Origin of the sequence: Pseudobacillus badius, assembly GCF_002189605.1 — a bacterium.
GTDB classification, from domain to species: Bacteria; Bacillota; Bacilli; order Bacillales; family Domibacillaceae; genus Pseudobacillus; species Pseudobacillus badius.
This window is the reverse complement of sequence record NZ_MWMM01000018.1, coordinates 1-16,382: the sequence shown is the minus strand read 5'-3', so window position 1 is coordinate 16,382 and position 16,382 is coordinate 1. Positions and strand designations below refer to the sequence as shown.

Sequence of the window (16,382 nt, the reverse complement as noted above, 5' to 3'; positions counted from 1 at the left end):
CTCCCCTTGTAATAGCCTTGCTTTTATTATAGTTGATTTGAGGGCTCCAAACAGAAATACTTTATTTTTTCAGAAAATGGTTTAAGATAAGGGATGAATTGCCTTGTATAAGAAAAATGGATAGAGGTGGAAGATGGATGGCTATTATATTTGTCTTCATTGTACTTTTATTGGGTGCAGGAGCTTTCGGCACCATTGTCGTTAGTGCAAAAGGAGACGAGGACTACCGAAAGGCAACGAGAGGGAACATGGTTCGTTTGTCTTGGATCTACGCTGCGTTAGTAACCTTTTCATTGCTGGCAGTAGGCGTGTATATCGTTCTTTAAAAAAGCTGTTGTAGAACCGGGAGCAGATCAGTAAAACATAATTTCCTATTATACTAGATGGAGGGATGGGAATGAAAGCAGTCGTTCACGCAGATAAATCAGGAATGGCAGGACTTACATACAGAGAATTCGAAGAAAGAAGCCCTCAGGCAGGAGAGGTGAGCATCCGCTTAAAAACGGCGGGGCTGAACCACCGGGATTTATTTGTCCTTACCCGGCACAAGCTATCCGATCCGCCTTTGATTGTAGGTTCCGATGGAGCGGGAGTGATTGAAGCGGTCGGTGAGGGCGTGACAGGCATGAAGCCAGGGGATGAAGTGATTATCAATCCGGGGCTGGGCTGGCAAACAAACAGCGATGCACCTCCGGCAGGGTTTGAAATTGTCGGGCTTCCTGATCATGGCACATTCGCAGAAAAAGTAATTGTTCCTGCTGAAAATGCTGTGCCCAAGCCGGCGCATTTAACGTGGGAAGAAGCCGGCGTTCTATCGCTGGCGGCTTTAACCGCTTATCGGGCATTATTTACGAGAGGCAAAATAGAGAAGGGGATGAAGGTGTTGATCCCTGGCATTGGAAGCGGGGTAGCTACGTTTCTGCTGCAATTCGCCAAAGCAGCCGGGGCTGTTGTTTACGTGACTTCGCGTTCGCAGGAGAAGGCGCAAAAGGCGTTGGAGCTAGGTGCAGATCAGGCGCTCGACAGCAATGAAGACTGGGAGAGGGCGCTTGACGGAGAAAAGATGGATCTTGTGATCGAATGTGTAGGAGCAGCTACATTTAATCAATCATTGGCGCAGCTGCGCCCGGGCGGCACAATCGTTACGTTTGGCGCCTCAGCCGGAGATGACGTGAATATAAATTTACGCACCTTCTTTTATGGGCAATTTAATTTGCTTGGTTCTACAATGGGAAGTGCTGAAGAATATAAGGAAATGCTCAAGTTTGTGGAATGCCATCAGCTAAAGCCGGTCATCGATACGGTCTATCCGCTTAGTGAGTTTCATCAGGCTTTTAAACGGCTGGAGGAAGCAGAACAGCTAGGGAAAATCGGCTTCTCTATCAGCTGACCAAAAACCCCGGCATTTGTAATCACCGGGGTTTTTCAGCTTTTGTCTTGGTCGGACGACTGTCTCGCTTTGTATGCTTCAATGGCTTTCGTTAAAGCAGGCGAACAGGAGTCCCGGATAGCTTGAAGAAAATCGTGCTTATCTTCAAAAGAAAAGGTTTCTTCTGTACCGTTCTGCCACTTTCTGTGCTGTCTCGCCTCATTAATTGACTCCGTCCCGCTTGTTGAAGCGCGTGCAATCAGCAACTGTTTATTAAAGGGGGAGTGCGGATGGGCATGAATCAGCTGCTTCATTTCAGACAGCTTTTCCCACGGGACTGCTTGCCAGTCAAAAGCGTAGCAGAGGTCCCAGTCTCCTTGGCTATTCTGGCATTCAGCGGCGATGGTTCCTTTTTCTGTCCGGCGAGTCCGCAGCCTGAAAGTGCCTGCAGGAGAGATAACCTCAGGTCCATCCAGCTTCAAAGGAGAAAGGGCCAGCCGATTGCCGAAGCCGCTGTCAGCTATATATTTTCCATCATTCAACTGCAAGAGGACAAGCGCATGAGTATGCTCAAGAGCCCACTTCCCGTCGTTGTTTACAGTAGCGGCCCCCAGCTCTGCCTCCAAGCCAAGCTCTTGCAAAACAAGGAGCAGGAGCGCATTGGTTTCATAGCAAAGCCCGCCCCGCTGCGTCTGCACCATCTTCCCTGTCAAAAACTCCGGAGTGATTTTTTCTTCATTTCCAGTCAATACATCTACATTTTCAAAAGGAAACCATTCAGCAAATTTCTCTAAGATAAATGATAGTTGTTTTACCGGCGGCCAGGCTTCCGCGTAGCCGCTTTCTTTTATTTTTTCTGCTAGCTGACTCATCATTTCCCTCCTTTTTAAGGGGTAATTGTCATTGCAGCATAAATCAAAAGATCATCTCTATTAGTATAGCAAGCAGTGATGATCCAAACAAGAAAAGCGGCCTTCTCCACAAAATGACCCGGACGGAATAGACTATTTTAAGAGTTTGAGAGGAATTCTTATAGAAAAACGCCAGATTGTTTAGTAATTATTCCTCTATTTATAATATTCAGATTGTTATAACATACCTCTAGAGGTACAAAAAAACTTAATGGAGGGAACAAATGATGAAGAAACCAATCGTAAAAATCGCGCTTGCGGCTTCACTAACCTTCAGTGCATTCGGCACTCAGGCTGCATTAGCTAAGCCGGCTGAAACAGTAAAAAATCAGCCTTATAAAGTGTTTGATCAAAAAATTGTCAATCAAATTAATGTCGATAATATTTACAACAACATTGATTATTTAGCAAAGGTGCCGCGTGTAGCAGGCACGGAAGCAGAGCATGATGCTGTTCAGTTCATTAAAAACACCTTTAAATCTTATGGGTATGATGCCGAGGTGCAAGAATTCACCTTTACTGGTTATACACCGCCGAGCACTACATCCTTATCTGTAGAAGGATTTACTGAAAATCTGAATCCGTCTTCTTTTACATACACAGTCAGCGGTGACGTAACCGGGGAGATCGCTCTTGCTGGTTTAGGGAAAAAGGAAGAACTCGCCGGTGTGGATTTGACGGGTAAAATCGCGCTGATCAAGCGGGGCGAAATTTCCTTCGGTGAAAAAGTCTTGAATGCAGCCGCTGCCGGAGCAGCCGGTGTAATTATTTATAACAATGCCGATGGAGCGTTAAACGGCACGCTCGGCGGAGCAAATGATAAATATGTTCCAGCTGTGGCGTTAACTAAGGCTGAAGGAGAAGCCCTGGCTGCTTATGCGCAAAGTCAGCCGGTTAATGCTTCTTTAAAAGTCGAGGGAGCCAAGATAGAAGAGAGAAAATCTCATAATGTCATTGCTACGAAAAAACCGACAAATAAAAAGAAAGCTACTAACGACGTCATTGTCGTCGGCTCTCACCACGATTCTGTGGAATTGGCCCCTGGAGCTAACGATGATGCCTCAGGAACAGCTATGACTTTAGAGCTTGCCCGCGTGCTGAAAGATGTACCGACTGACACGGAAATCCGCTTTATTACATTCGGAGCAGAAGAGCTTGGTCTGATCGGTTCCACTTATTATGTGGACAACCTTCCGCAATCTGACTTAAACCGCATTATTGCGAACTTTAATTTGGACATGGTTGGAAGCAAGGATGCCGGCGACTTAGTAATGAATACGATTGACGGACAGCCTAATCTCGTCACAGAATTGGCACAAGCATCCAGCCAACGGCTGAATGGCGTACCGACTCCTTATGCGGAAGGCGGGCGCAGTGACCATGTGCCGTTCGGCGAAGCCGGCATTCCAGCCGCCTTATTCATCCATGAGCCTACTGAGCCGTGGTATCACACTCCTGAAGACACCATTGATAAAATCAGCAAAGAAAAGCTTCAGGATGTAGCGGAAATTGTCGGCACAGCTGTGTATGACAGGGCGCGTTTTGACCACATGGGCCCTAAGCCGAAAAAAGTGAAAAAGGCAAAGAACAAGGAACTTTACTACAATGAAAATGTAAAATAATTTGTTCTGGTTTCCCCGCTTGTGAAGGGCTTTCACAGCCGCCGCCATTATTACGGGCGTTTGGAAAACAGAAGAAAAACGCAGCGAGCAAATAGCCGCTGCGTTTTTTGCTGTCTTTTTCATCATCCATGTAATACAGCGAAACCATCCTATTTTTCAGAAGCGCTGAAACGATCAGCAGCCTGAACCTTTCATGCTGAGAATAGCGATAAATATAAGTCGGAGAATTCAAAAAATATTGACATATTTATAAGCGGTTATTTATAATTTATCAAAAGTGATTCCTTTATATAGAAAACATTTCCGTTATACGGAAAATGAGGAGGGGGAAGTCAGCTGCTGGCAGTGTGACAGAGGAGAGTTCTTATTAAGCGAATAGGGGGTTAGGGAATGGAAGGGATCAAAAATCACGAACAACTAAACCGTTCCATGAAAAAGCGGCATTTATTTATGCTTTCGCTCGGCGGGGTCATCGGCACAGGGCTATTCTTAAATGCCGGTTATACGATTAATCAAGCAGGAGCGGGCGGAGCCTTGGTTGGCTATTTGATTGGCGGCGTTATTTTATACATGGTGATGGTTTGTCTGGGGGAACTGGCTGTACATATGCCGGTTACGGGTTCATTCCAGAAGTACGCTGCTAATTACATCGGTCCTTCAGCGGGCTTTGCGCTCGGCTGGATGTACTTTGTCGGATCAGCGGCTACCGCTGGTGTTGAATTTACAGCTGCCGGGATTTTAATGAAACATTGGTTTCCCCACACTCCTGTTTGGATATGGTGTGCAGTATTTATCGTTCTGTTGTTTGCCTTAAATGCCTTGACGACTAAAGGGTTTGCTGAAGCGGAGTACTGGTTTGCCGGGATCAAAGTTATTGCGGTTATCGCATTTATATTTATTGGGATCGCCGGCATATTTGGAATGATTCCTTTAGCGGACCGTCCAGCTCCATTTTTTGAAAATTTGGCGCCGGCAGGCCTGTTCCCTGCAGGAATCGCTATTGTGTTCGTCACGATGATGAATGTGATTTTTTCCTATCAGGGCTCGGAATTAATAGGCATCGCTGCCGGAGAAAGTGAAGAGCCCGAAAAGAATATCCCGAGAGCGATTCGCAATGTGCTGTTTAGGATCATTGTGTTCTACATTGCTTCTATTATTATTCTTTCTGCTATATTTCCTGCCTCTGAGCTTGGCTTGCTGGAGAGTCCTTTTGTGACATTAATGGAGCTGGCGGGAGTTCCATATGCCGCTAGCATTATGAATTTCATTATTTTAACGGCCATTTTATCAGTTGGGAATTCCTGTCTGTATGCTTCTACCCGCTTGCTGTGGGCGATGGCGCATGATGGCATGGCACCGAAAGTGTTTGGCAAGCTGTCCAAAAGGAAAGTTCCATTGAATTCCTTGCTGTTTACGATGAGTTTTTCGCTTTTATCCTTGCTGACCAGCTTTATTGCGGCAGATACCGTGTTTGTTCTTCTTATGTCGATTGCCGGGATTTCTGTTACCATTTCATGGATGGGGATTGCCTTGTCGCAATATATGTTCCGGAAAAAGTTTTTGAAGGGCGGAGGGAAGCTGGAGGAGCTGAAATATAAAGTGCCATGGTATCCATTTGTTCCGCTGTTTTGCGTTGGATTTTGCTTGTTGATCCTCGGCTTTCTGCTCTTTGATCCGACTCAGCGGATCGGTGTACTTTACGGAATCGGCTTTTTAATTGCCTGTGTATTATTTTACAAATTGAAATTGGCCAAAAAAGCAAACCCGTCAGAGCAGGCGGATACAGAGGACGAGCGTATTATTTGAGCGGCTGAGCATAAAGAAAAGGGGGTGTCCTAAAAGGTCATGAAGAATGACTTTTTGGGACACCCCTTTTTTCGATCTTCTTCAGATTCATGTTAGAAAAAATGCGTTTCTCTCTTGGCAAATAGCCGTGCATTAAGGGCCTGTATATCCTAATTTAGCAGATATGCGCTTGCCTGTGTCCATCACATGTTCAATCAGAAAATCCAATCTGTCATCGGATAAGTTAAAGCTGACAAAGCCAATACTTACGGCTCCATGCACCTCTCCAAAATGGTTCAAGATCGGAGCAGCGACTGAAGTTGTTCCTTCTGTTCTTTCACTGTGGCTGATGCCGCATCCTCTTATTCTCGTTTCTTTTAAAGTTTGCCAAAATTCCAGCCGCTGCGGCTCTGGCAAGAGTGCATCAATAATTTCTTTTGCTTGCTGGTACGACATGTAAGCAAGCATCGCTTTATTGGCCGCACCAATATTCATTGGAATCCGCAAGCCAAGCTGATCATATACACGAATCGGGTTTTTTTCACTGTCGATTCGTTCAATAATGAGAGATTCCATGCCGATTGGCTGGCTAAGATAAACGCTTTCGTCCACTTTATTCATCAGCCGCTCTAATTCTGGTCTAATCTGGCTAATATAATCCATCCTGTCATACATGCGCAGACCGTATTCGAGCCAAATATTTCCTAATCCATAATGTTTCGATTGCTGGTCCTGCCTGATGAGTCCATGCTTAGACATGGCCTTGAGTAAGCGGTGCATGGAGCTGACGGGAAGGCCGCATTTTTGCGATAGCTCCGTGATGGAAAGCTGACTGTCTGATGATTGAGAAACAAGCACTTGAATGACGTGCATCGCACGGTCGATTGATTGCATACTTATATCACCTGTCTTTCACTATAAAAGTCGCAATTTCCCTTTTCTAAAAATTTAAAACATATTGACATTATATCATATTAAATTTTATAATTTAAGAAAAATTCCTATTGATGGAATTCTTTTTCATTATACGGAAAAAGGGGAAGAGAGAATGGCTTATTGCTCATCTATGTACCGACCATTGAAGCGGGTAATTGTGAAACATCCAAAGGATGCTTTTATTAGTCAAGAGCACGTAAGTAACGAGTGGAAGAAGTTCAACTACATAGAAGAACCTAATTTTGATGAAGCACTCAAGGAATATCAAGATTTCCTCTCTATTCTAGAGCAGCATGTTCCGCATATTGATTACTTGCCCTTCTCTTCAGCGGCAGGACTGGATTCCTTGTATGCGCATGATCCAGTGAAGCTCACAAGTGAAGGCGCTATTATTTTAAAATCGGGAAAAGCGTTAAGACAGCCTGAGGCAAATGTTTACAGACAGTTCTTGAAGGAAAAGGATATTCCGATTATCGGTGAATTAACGGGTGAGGCTGTAGCAGATGGAGGAGATCTGGTCTGGCTTGATGAGCGCACGCTGGCTGTTGGGTTAGGATATCGCACAAATGAGGAAGCAGTCCGGCAATTAAAAGAGCTGACGGCTCGCTTCGTTGATGAATTGATTGTCGTTCCTCTTCCTCACGATCAAGGGGAGGAGGAATGCCTCCATCTTATGTCGTTCATCAGCATGGTAGATCATAACCTGGCTGTTGTCCATTCCCGGCTGATGCCTGTCTTTTTCAGGCAGCTTTTGATCAAGCGGGGAATTCAGCTGATTGAAGTCCCTGATGATGAATATACGAGCTTAGGCTGTAACGTGCTGGCATTGGCTCCGAGAGTTTGTGTAATTGTTTCCGGAAATGATTGTACGAAACAGCAGCTGCTTGATGCCGGAGCTGTGGTCTATGAATATAAAGGGCATGAAATTAGTTTTAAAGGAACCGGCGGTCCGACTTGTTTAACTTGCCCAGTGGTCCGCAGCTAATAATAGAATTGGGGGAATAAAGTATGTTTAAACATGTGATCGTTAAAACACCAGGAAGAAGCTATGTCAATGGATTAACTACATCAGACCTCGGAACACCAGATTATGAGACGCTGCTTGAACAGCATGCGGCCTATGTAGAAGCGTTAAAAGCATGCGGCGTATCAGTTACGCATTTGCCGGCAAGCGAGGAGTTTCCAGATTCAACCTTTGTGGAGGATACAGCGGTTTTAACGCAAGAATTTGCTATTGTCACTAATCCAGGGGCAGATTCGAGAAACGGTGAAATTAAAGAAATGGAACTTGTTCTTAAGGACTTTTATAAGCAGCTTTATTCTATTAAAGCTCCGGGAACATTAGACGGAGGCGATGTTCTTCAAGCAGACGACCATTTCTATATTGGCATTTCAGACCGTACGAATGAAGAAGGAGCACGCCAATTTAAAGAGATTGCAGAAGCGGAGGGCTATCAAGCAACGATTGTGCCGCTGCAGAAATTTTTCCACTTGAAAACCGGTATTGCTTACCTTGGGAATAACCTGATGGTTGTTGCTGGGGAATTTATTGATCATCCGGACTTTGAAAAGTACGATAAATTGACGGTGCCGGCTGAAGACGAGTATTCAGCGAACTGTATTCTTGTTAATGATTACGTCATTATTCCAAAAGGATATGAAGAAACAAAGCGCAAAATGAATCAAGCGGGCTATCAAACGATCGAATTAGAAATGTCTGAATTCCAAAAGCAGGATGGCGGGTTAAGCTGCTTATCGCTGCGCTTCTGACATTGACCGCTATTTTTCCTTATATAGTTAAGGGAAGGCTCTCTTCCAAAGATTCTGTTAAAGAACAACAGTGTGTATGAAAACAGCTTGAAAGAAAAACGAATTGGAAAGGTGATTTTTATGAGCCAATTATTATGGGGTACGCCTGAAGCTCTGCGGGAACTGTTATGTGAACTTGTCGGCTGGGACAGCCGTACTCTCACAGATGGTGAACGTCAATTTGCTTATCATGTTCAGAAGAAATTAAGCAAGCTTGATTATTTCCAAAAGCACCCGGAGCATTTATCTCTTCATGAAGCCGATCTTGGCCGCCATTTTGTGACTGCTTTTTATAAGCATCCTGATGTGGAGGATACGGTTGTATTAATTAGTCATTTTGATACTGTCCAGATAGAGGAGTATGGCGATCTTGAGCCTCTTGCTTTTCAGCCGGAAAAGCTGACGAAAGAACTATTGAATCGAAAAGACAGCTTACCAGAAGAAGCGCGGCTGGACCTTGAATCAGGCAAATATTTATTTGGCCGGGGAACGATGGATATGAAAATGGGGCTCGCTCTCCATATGGCTCTTATCGAAAAAGCGAGTGTGGAGCAGTGGCCGATCAATTTAGTTTTGTTAACCGTTCCTGACGAGGAAGTCAATTCTTCGGGCATGAGGGCAGCAGTGACAGAACTTGTAAAGATGTGCACCAAATATAAGATAACTTATAAATTGTTTTTAAACAGTGAGCCGTCCTTCTCCCAAAAGCCTGGGGATGAAAATCATTATATTTATTCCGGAACATTGGGAAAAATTATGCCGGCTGCGCTCTTTTACGGAAAAGAAACGCATGTGGGCGAGCCCTTAAAAGGGATGACGGCGAATTATATAGCTTCCTTTCTGACACAGCTGATGGAATGGAATCCGCTTTTTCACGAAAGTGATTTAGGAGAAAAAACGCCTTTGCCGGTTTCTCTCCAGCAAAAAGATTTAAAAGCCCAATATTCAACCCAGACGCCTCACCGGGCGGCGGCCCTTTATAATGTGTTTCTAATGAAAAGAACGGCTTCGGAGATTATGGATTTATTTGAACAGATTGCCGGTGAGGCAGCAGCCAGATGCAATGCTTCTTATCAATCCTTGTGCGAGAATGAAAAAGTGGAGGGGATCGGCGAGGTTCGCGTGCTTCGCTACGAAAAGCTGCTTGCTTACGCAGAAGCAAAACTGGGACGAGAGCTTGTTCAAAAGATGAAAAGCGAAGTTCAGGAGAATAGCGAATGGGATGAACGCGAAAAGTCGGTACGGATTGCTGATAAACTGCTTATTCAATGTCAGGAGCTAGCCCCGGCCATTGTCTTATTATTTGCACCTCCTTATTATCCAGCTGTTAACACATCGAATGATCCACTTGTCGCACATTCGATTAAGGTGCTAAAGCAAGCGGCTGCCGGCTTTGGATTGGAGGTCCATCAAGTCCATTATTTCAACGGATTGTGTGATTTAAGCTATGTCCACTACAATGACCAGACAAATGGCTGGGCTGCTTTCGAAAGAAACACACCGGTGTGGGGAGATCTGTACAGCATTCCTTTTGCAGATATGCAGCAGCTTCAAGCTCCGGTATTAAATGTCGGGCCGTTTGGAAAAGACGCTCATCAGTTCGCAGAGCGTCTGCATATAGACAGCGCCTTCGTTCAGACCCCAGCTATGCTGGAGTCTGTAATTAAAAGCTTGATGTAAAGACAAATAGGAAAGAGGCTGGTTCAAACAATCGTTTGAGCCAGCCTCTTTTAAAGCTGTTGTTATTTCCAGGCAGCTGCTTTTTGTCTTTTTTGCCATGCCATCGATACGAGCATGGTAAGCAGCAGGACAATGAGTCCCAGTAGAAATGGATAATACATATGAACATCGTAGAGAAGACCGGCGAGTGTCGGACCAAGAACATTGCCGATACTCATATAAGCATTATTCATTCCCATTGCAAATCCCTGTTCATTGCCAGCCAGTTTGGAAACAAGTGTATTCAGTACTGGACGCAGAATGGAAGAGGCGAGGAAAATAATAAGCGTAACAGCGAAAAACAGGGCATAGCTTCCTGCTAAGAAAGAGAAAAGAAAACCGATGGCTGTCACTGCAAGAAACATATTTAACACGGCGCCTTCTCCGTATCGTCTAACAATGCGGTCAACGACAAATAATTGCACGATGACACTAACAATTCCAGTCGAGGTGACCATGACGGCGATTTCTTGCGGGGTAGCCCCGAACTTATTATCGATAAAAAGCCCAATGACAGACTCATAGGCCATTAAACCGAAGCTCATGACGAGTGTAATAACAAGCGGAATGAAATAAGGCTTGTTAACCGATTGAGCCAGCTTTTTTATCATCGGGTCTTCAGCTGCTGCCGAGGCAAAGCTGTCTTTTTCTTTGCTTTCCTTTAACCAAATAGCAGAAAAAATAACTGCAGCGACACCGATAATGGCTGACACAAGCAATGGCATTTTTAAGCCGAAGTCAGCGAGAAATCCTCCGATTCCGGGGCCAACAACGATGCCAAGAGACATGGAGGCGGAAATGAGGCTATTTCCTTTGGCTCGCTGGTCCATTGTGGTGATATCAGCAACATAGGCGAAGATTGCGGGAATCAGCAAGGCTGCGCCAATCCCGCCAATCACCCGTGAAAGGTACAAAATGCCGATTGTGTCGGAAAAGTAAAAGACAAACATAGAGATCGCCAATCCGCTCAGACCGGCTATAATCATAATGCGCCGGCCGTATTGATCCGCCCATTTTCCTGCGATTGGCGACATAATCAGCTGGGCGCCGGCAAAAATAGCGATGATTAACCCGGCGGCGGTGCCTCCTTGGCCGATGGATAGCAAATATGCCGGCAAAATTGGGATAATAATGCCAAAGCTGCCGACGGCTATAAACATATTAATCATTAGAATCATCATTTTTTTACGCTGTTCCGGTAACAAAAAAAAACACCTTCTTCCCTTAGACAATTTCTTCTGAAAATGCTAACAATTCAATATAGCGGGAGATGAAGGAAATGTCAATTATATATTTATGATTAGGTATTAGGGACGGGAGAAGGGGACAGCAAAATAAATAACCCCCTGCATAAGGGAGCAGGGGGGATTAGGCGTGAAAGCCAATAAGGGTAGCTTTTTTGTCAAGACCAACCGTATCTTTATTCGGGAAAGTAATGACCGAGCTGATATATTCCCATCTAATAAATAGGTGGACAGCGCAGGTTTCCTCTTTCTGATGCTCAAAAGGGATTTCATCTCCCGACTCGTCCATGACTTCTGTCCGTTTATGGCAAGGGTTTTCTACCCAGATGCCCATGCTTTCTGTATGGACAAGCTTCACCATATACCACTGATCGGGCTGATAGATGCCAGTGATGGAGCCAACAAGGTCTTCCGGGAAGTTGCGAAAGCGGATTTGAATTTTCTGACCGGTAAAATTATCGAGATACATGATCATCGCTCCTTTATATGAGTTCCTTTCACCTTTCTTTTCCCGGTATTTCATTAATAAAACAGAAACATGCTGCCGATGCAGATGGCAGCATGTTTCTGTGGAAGGTATGAGGCAGGCCGCAACTTGCTGCGGCCGTTGATCACGGCTTCGATTATTTATTTGGCTGGGAAGGAGCATCATCCATCGGAATTTCAATCAGCTGATTAGAACCGGTAGCCTTTGGCATTTTGCCATCCCATTTTTCGATCCATTTATTTTGGATGACTTCTTTAGAAATGGATTTCTTAATAATTTCATTGTATTTGGCAATACCTTCAGCTTCGATTTTTTTCTTTTGGGCTTCTGCTTCAGCAATTTTCAACTCAATTTGTTTTCTCTCAAGTTCTTGGGCAGCTTCGACACGCTTATCAATGGCTGCTTGAGTTGATTTATCTGGCTTCGGCACGCCAAGCGTCAAATTATCAACGGTAAACCCTAACCGGCTGACATCATCGGCGAACAGATCCTGCACTTTTGAAGCGGCTTCAGATGATTTTTCACCGTATGTATCGATGACCGAGTATTTAGCGATGGCTTTACGCCCTGCAGCCCATAGGCGTGTACGCAAGTAGGATTCTTCAATTTGTTCGACTTCTACTGGACCGAATTTATTAAAGACAGCCACTACCTTGTCAGGTTGAATGCTATAGTTATAAGCAAAGTCGACGGTCACGCTTTTTCCGTCTGAAGTGGCCACTTGAATATCTTTATAATTGACCGTTTGCATTCTGACAGGGTACTTTGTTACTTTGTCAAATAAGCCGACCAGATGCCATCCTTGACCAAGCGTTTCGTTTTGAACGCCGCCGTTCGGACTGTAAACGACACCTACGTATCCGTTTGGGATTTTTTCAATAAAAAGGGAAAGCAACGCGATACCGGCAATTAAGGCAATAGCGATAATTGTGCCTCCCAAAATCTTGCGGTTATTTGGTTTCTTTTTTGTTTGTTCCATTTTCATCCTCCTCTAATTTTTCTTTCAGACGATGAGCTGTATCTCCTACCCTTTTAAATGAAGGAGAAAGCATTAACCAAATGCCAAAGCAAATAATAAGTATAATGATGACTGAACCTATAAATACTTTCATTTTATCGCCCCCGCTTCTATTTTGACATTAGTTTACAAGTTTGTCATCATAAGCAGTCACATTTAGTAGAATTTAGTCGAGAGCTGATCAAGGTGCTCTTTGTAAGAGGCAGGAAGTGCAAATAGTTGGCGTCTTTATATATCTATGTAGGCCGCTGGAAGAATGAACTCCATTTTAGAAAATAAAACAAACACCGGTCATCGACCTGGTGTTTGTTTTTTTCGCTTCATCAGCTGCAAATCAATAAACAGCTGACAGTTCATATTAAAGTCGTTAAAGTCGATATCAGTTAAATCGGTAATTTGCTTCAAGCGGTATTTTAATGTGTTTGTATGGATAAATAGCTGTTCAGCAGCAGGCTTAATGCGGCAGTTGTTGAGCAAATAAGCTTCCAGTGTCTCTAGAAGATTGGATTGGCTTTCTTCGTCCTTTTGTTTCAGTTTTAGCAATTGTTCATTGGTATACTGTGTTTCACTGTTAAAGCGGGCCAGCGCTTCGAGGTAACGGAACACTCCTATTTTGTTGTAAGTCAAGGCCAAAAGGGAAGGATCACCTAGAAATTCAGCTGTATGGATCACCCGCAGCGCTTCGAGATAGCTTTGGCGCAAATGAAGGAGGGAAGTATATTCGCCGCCAATTCCCGCATACACTGATTGAGGCTTGCATTGGGTTAATACAGTGTTTGCCAGCTGTTCCGCATCCTCCGTTAACCGGCCTCTTGCCGTCGAATTGCTGCCGATAATAACAATGATTTTTGATTTATCCGTGAACAGGTAGGAAGGGCGGTTCAGCGCATGGACAAACAGCCGAATGGTTTCTGTCAGTTCATCGAACAGCTCTTCACTGATTTGCGTTATAGTAAAGACTGTCACGAGAAAAGCGGCGGGCAGTACGATGTTGGCGTTTGCTGCTTCCCATTTGATTTGATTTTCCGTCCGGTACGTTTCATTAATGATCTTCTGATAAAATTGGTGCTTCTTTTCATCTTTCATGACTTTCAGCTGATTTTCTTTATATAGCAGCCTTCCTACGTGGATGGACACCTTTTGCAAAAAATCCATTTGTTCGGCTGTTAAAGGCGGATCAGTTTCCTGAACCCAAATGTATCCGAAAATTTGATCCTTATATTTGGCACTTACGACGACACGGGGGTTTAATCCGATGTCTTTGATCGGGGGCACATGGAAAGGGCCGGGAATGGTTTTTAGCTGTTCCACTACGCCTTCTTCCATAAATTTTTCTAATATCGGGATCGGCCAACGCTTAGCAAAGATGGTCTGCTGGTTGGCTTTATCAAATTGTTCAATGTAATAAGAACTGTAGGCCAGCAATGAGAATTGATCACTTTCTACAACGACAGGTTTTTTTAAATAGGTACTGACCATTTCAGTAATATCATTAATAGTTGTCAATGCAAGAATCTTTTCCAGTGACTGGCTCATTCAGTTCCTCCTCCGCGTTTTGGATGGTTATCAAGTTAATCATACTGATAAAGCGGCTGAATGTATAGAGCAGAATAGTAAAAAGGACCGAATGGGAAATAGTTCCATTCGGTCCTTTAAATCATGGCCGGCCAGCAGGCTGACGGCAGCCATCAGAAATTAACGTTCTTTTTTAAGAATTTCCACTGTTTCTGAGAACTCTCTGTCAATTTCAGCATTTGGTTGATATGTGGCAAGACTTACAAGATAAGTTACAATCCAACAGAGGATGAAGCCAGGAACAATCTCATACAGTGTGCTTGACAATGCATTGACGTTCCCCCAAATAAGAACGGTTACGGCACCTGTAATCATCCCCCAAAGAGCGCCTTTAGCGGTGATCTTGCGCCAGTATAGGGAAAGCAGGATGATAGGGCCGAAAGAGGCTCCAAAGCCCGCCCATGCGAACGAAACGATTTTTAAAACCGTATCGTTATTTGGCCAAGCGAGTATCATCGCTACAATTGATACGAGAAGAACAGCTATTCTTCCATAAAATACGTATTGTTTATCTGATGCATCTGTTTTAATAACTGCTTTATACAAATCTTCAATCAGAGCTGAAGATGTAACGATCAGCTGAGAAGAAATTGTGCTCATAACAGCCGCAAGAACTGCTGCTAGCATAATACCCGCAATGAACGGATGGAAGATGATTTGTCCCAGGGCAATAAACACTGTTTCTGCATCATTCAGTGTCGTGCCGCTTTGATGGTAATAGGCAATTCCGACAAGCGCTGTCGCTACAGCTCCAAAGAGGCTGAGAAGCATCCAGCCGATTCCGATACGGCGCGCGCCTTTTATTTCTTTTACTGAGCTGATTGCCATAAAGCGTACAATAATGTGAGGCTGGCCGAAGTAACCAAGGCCCCATGCAACCGCTGACAAAATTCCGAGGAAAGAAGCGCCGGAAACGAAGTTTAATAATTGCGGATCAACATCGCGAATGCTTGCTGCTGTTTCAGAGAATCCGCCTGTAAGAAATAGTCCAAAGATCGGTATGAGCAGAAGGGAAAGAAACATAATCAGCCCTTGAACAACGTCGGTGTAGCTAACCGCCAAGAATCCGCCAAATAAAGTATAGAAAATAACGACAGCAGATACGATTAAAAGACCGGCATGGTAGTCAAGTCCAAATGAGCTTAGGAAGAACTTTCCTCCTGCAACCATTCCTGAGGATACATAGAAAGTAAAGAAAATTAAAATAACTATGCCTGAAGCAATGCGCAAAAGACGGGATTTATCTTTTAAGCGACTTTCGAGATAACTTGGAATGGTGATGGAATCACTTGATACTTGTGTGTAGACGCGAAGACGTGGTGCAACAAGTACATAGTTTAAGTAGGCGCCGACTGTCAACCCGACAGCAATCCAGGTTTCAACAAGACCGTTCAAAAAGATGGCGCCCGGCAGACCCATAAGCAGCCAGCCTGACATATCCGCAGCTCCGGCGCTCAAAGCCGTAACCGCCGGTCCAAGTGAACGTCCGCCAAGCATGTAGTCAGTCAAGTTGGATGTACGTTTAAATGCATACCAACCGATGAAAATCATGGCAGCCATGTAAATAATAATCGCAATTAATTGATACATTTCATTGGACATGGTAAAACTCCTTTTTAGATTATTTTCACAGCATTCATTTATTATTGCCTAGAAGTCATGCATAAGTTGATTTGCATGAGAATATTAAAAGTAGAGGCTGTCCCATAAATAAACACCAGGCATCTATCTCTTTCAAAAAAAGATGAGCTTTTATTGAAGAAGGAGAGGAGGGCCTGGCAGGCGGGGCAGCCTCCTTTGAATGGTACTTTGTTTAATTAGAACGTTTCAGATGTTGTTTTTGCTTGCATGTGAAGCTGTAAATAATCCGGACCGCCGGCTTTAGAGTCTGTTCCTGACATATTGAA

At 44.2% G+C, this 16,382-nt stretch carries 16 protein-coding genes; 7 read left to right on the top strand and 9 right to left on the bottom strand.

Annotated elements, in window-relative coordinates; all coding sequences use genetic code 11:
* Nucleotides 1–137 precede the first annotated feature (137 nt).
* Nucleotides 138–326, top strand: coding sequence for a hypothetical protein (locus tag B1A98_RS17800; RefSeq protein WP_063384003.1), 189 nt, complete (start codon nucleotides 138–140; stop codon nucleotides 324–326).
* A 71-nt stretch (nucleotides 327–397) separates the two neighbouring features.
* Complete coding sequence (locus B1A98_RS17795; protein WP_063384002.1) at nucleotides 398–1,390, top strand: zinc-binding dehydrogenase; 993 nt, start codon at nucleotides 398–400, stop codon at nucleotides 1,388–1,390.
* A 35-nt stretch (nucleotides 1,391–1,425) separates the two neighbouring features.
* Here the strand turns inward: B1A98_RS17795 and B1A98_RS17790 are convergent, their stop codons facing one another.
* A complete protein-coding gene (locus B1A98_RS17790) occupies nucleotides 1,426–2,241 on the bottom strand; it encodes an arylamine N-acetyltransferase family protein (protein WP_158286041.1) in 816 nt (271 codons plus the stop codon).
* A 266-nt stretch (nucleotides 2,242–2,507) separates the two neighbouring features.
* Between B1A98_RS17790 and B1A98_RS17785 the strand changes: the two genes are divergently transcribed.
* The gene (locus tag B1A98_RS17785) at nucleotides 2,508–3,902 is read left to right on the top strand and encodes a M28 family peptidase (protein ID WP_063384025.1); all 1,395 of its coding nucleotides are present in this window, start codon (nucleotides 2,508–2,510) and stop codon (nucleotides 3,900–3,902) included.
* Between the two features lie 390 nt (nucleotides 3,903–4,292).
* Complete coding sequence (locus B1A98_RS17780; protein ID WP_063384000.1) at nucleotides 4,293–5,708, top strand: amino acid permease; 1,416 nt, start codon at nucleotides 4,293–4,295, stop codon at nucleotides 5,706–5,708.
* 132 nt (nucleotides 5,709–5,840) lie between these two features.
* Here B1A98_RS17780 and B1A98_RS17775 read toward each other — a convergent pair whose 3' ends face one another.
* Nucleotides 5,841–6,581, bottom strand: coding sequence for an IclR family transcriptional regulator (locus B1A98_RS17775; RefSeq protein WP_063383999.1), 741 nt, complete (start codon nucleotides 6,579–6,581; stop codon nucleotides 5,841–5,843).
* Nucleotides 6,582–6,735: 154 nt separating this feature from the next.
* Here B1A98_RS17775 and B1A98_RS17770 point away from each other — a divergent pair, with 154 nt between their 5' ends.
* The 3 genes from B1A98_RS17770 to B1A98_RS17760 all read left to right on the top strand — a co-directional run bounded on the left by B1A98_RS17770 (nucleotide 6,736) and on the right by B1A98_RS17760 (nucleotide 10,112).
* On the top strand, nucleotides 6,736–7,608 hold the full coding sequence (locus tag B1A98_RS17770; RefSeq protein ID WP_063383998.1) for a dimethylarginine dimethylaminohydrolase family protein: 873 nt from the start codon (nucleotides 6,736–6,738) through the stop codon (nucleotides 7,606–7,608).
* Between the two features lie 23 nt (nucleotides 7,609–7,631).
* Nucleotides 7,632–8,393 carry a dimethylarginine dimethylaminohydrolase family protein gene (locus tag B1A98_RS17765; RefSeq protein ID WP_063383997.1) on the top strand — a complete coding sequence of 254 codons (762 nt, stop codon included), beginning with the start codon at nucleotides 7,632–7,634 and terminating at the stop codon, nucleotides 8,391–8,393.
* A gap of 120 nt (nucleotides 8,394–8,513) precedes the next feature.
* The gene (locus B1A98_RS17760) at nucleotides 8,514–10,112 is read left to right on the top strand and encodes a M20/M25/M40 family metallo-hydrolase (RefSeq protein WP_063384024.1); all 1,599 of its coding nucleotides are present in this window, start codon (nucleotides 8,514–8,516) and stop codon (nucleotides 10,110–10,112) included.
* Nucleotides 10,113–10,174: 62 nt separating this feature from the next.
* Here the strand turns inward: B1A98_RS17760 and B1A98_RS17755 are convergent, their stop codons facing one another.
* The 7 genes from B1A98_RS17755 to B1A98_RS20815 all read right to left on the bottom strand — a co-directional run.
* Complete coding sequence (locus tag B1A98_RS17755) at nucleotides 10,175–11,356, bottom strand: MFS transporter (protein ID WP_087903787.1); 1,182 nt, start codon at nucleotides 11,354–11,356, stop codon at nucleotides 10,175–10,177.
* Nucleotides 11,357–11,519: 163 nt separating this feature from the next.
* Nucleotides 11,520–11,864, bottom strand: coding sequence for a hypothetical protein (locus B1A98_RS17750; protein ID WP_063383996.1), 345 nt, complete (start codon nucleotides 11,862–11,864; stop codon nucleotides 11,520–11,522).
* A 154-nt stretch (nucleotides 11,865–12,018) separates the two neighbouring features.
* Nucleotides 12,019–12,861, bottom strand: coding sequence for a prohibitin family protein (locus B1A98_RS17745; RefSeq protein WP_082821643.1), 843 nt, complete (start codon nucleotides 12,859–12,861; stop codon nucleotides 12,019–12,021).
* Complete coding sequence (locus B1A98_RS20600) at nucleotides 12,833–12,994, bottom strand: hypothetical protein (protein ID WP_169713121.1); 162 nt, start codon at nucleotides 12,992–12,994, stop codon at nucleotides 12,833–12,835. The genes B1A98_RS17745 and B1A98_RS20600 overlap by 29 nt, the downstream gene beginning before the upstream one ends.
* 197 nt (nucleotides 12,995–13,191) lie before the next feature.
* The gene (locus B1A98_RS17740) at nucleotides 13,192–14,436 is read right to left on the bottom strand and encodes a PucR family transcriptional regulator (RefSeq protein WP_063383994.1); all 1,245 of its coding nucleotides are present in this window, start codon (nucleotides 14,434–14,436) and stop codon (nucleotides 13,192–13,194) included.
* A 159-nt stretch (nucleotides 14,437–14,595) separates the two neighbouring features.
* Complete coding sequence (putP, locus tag B1A98_RS17735) at nucleotides 14,596–16,077, bottom strand: sodium/proline symporter PutP (RefSeq protein WP_063383993.1); 1,482 nt, start codon at nucleotides 16,075–16,077, stop codon at nucleotides 14,596–14,598.
* Between the two features lie 215 nt (nucleotides 16,078–16,292).
* Nucleotides 16,293–16,382 (bottom strand): hypothetical protein (locus tag B1A98_RS20815; RefSeq protein ID WP_231557211.1); only part of this gene is annotated, 90 nt, incomplete at its 5' end.

Bases quoted from the DNA above. Each gene is read 5' to 3' on its own strand.
- B1A98_RS17800 (WP_063384003.1), top strand. From the start codon at position 138: ATGGCTATTATATTTGTCTTCATTGTACTTTTATTGGGTGCAGGAGCT.
- B1A98_RS17795 (WP_063384002.1), top strand. From the start codon at position 398: ATGAAAGCAGTCGTTCACGCAGATAAATCAGGAATGGCAGGACTTACA.
- B1A98_RS17790 (WP_158286041.1), bottom strand. From the start codon at position 2,241: ATGAGTCAGCTAGCAGAAAAAATAAAAGAAAGCGGCTACGCGGAAGCC.
- B1A98_RS17785 (WP_063384025.1), top strand. From the start codon at position 2,508: ATGAAGAAACCAATCGTAAAAATCGCGCTTGCGGCTTCACTAACCTTC.
- B1A98_RS17780 (WP_063384000.1), top strand. From the start codon at position 4,293: ATGGAAGGGATCAAAAATCACGAACAACTAAACCGTTCCATGAAAAAG.
- B1A98_RS17775 (WP_063383999.1), bottom strand. From the start codon at position 6,581: ATGCAATCAATCGACCGTGCGATGCACGTCATTCAAGTGCTTGTTTCT.
- B1A98_RS17770 (WP_063383998.1), top strand. From the start codon at position 6,736: ATGGCTTATTGCTCATCTATGTACCGACCATTGAAGCGGGTAATTGTG.
- B1A98_RS17765 (WP_063383997.1), top strand. From the start codon at position 7,632: ATGTTTAAACATGTGATCGTTAAAACACCAGGAAGAAGCTATGTCAAT.
- B1A98_RS17760 (WP_063384024.1), top strand. From the start codon at position 8,514: ATGAGCCAATTATTATGGGGTACGCCTGAAGCTCTGCGGGAACTGTTA.
- B1A98_RS17750 (WP_063383996.1), bottom strand. From the start codon at position 11,864: ATGTATCTCGATAATTTTACCGGTCAGAAAATTCAAATCCGCTTTCGC.
- B1A98_RS17745 (WP_082821643.1), bottom strand. From the start codon at position 12,861: ATGGAACAAACAAAAAAGAAACCAAATAACCGCAAGATTTTGGGAGGC.
- B1A98_RS20600 (WP_169713121.1), bottom strand. From the start codon at position 12,994: ATGAAAGTATTTATAGGTTCAGTCATCATTATACTTATTATTTGCTTT.
- B1A98_RS17740 (WP_063383994.1), bottom strand. From the start codon at position 14,436: ATGAGCCAGTCACTGGAAAAGATTCTTGCATTGACAACTATTAATGAT.
- putP (WP_063383993.1), bottom strand. From the start codon at position 16,077: ATGTCCAATGAAATGTATCAATTAATTGCGATTATTATTTACATGGCT.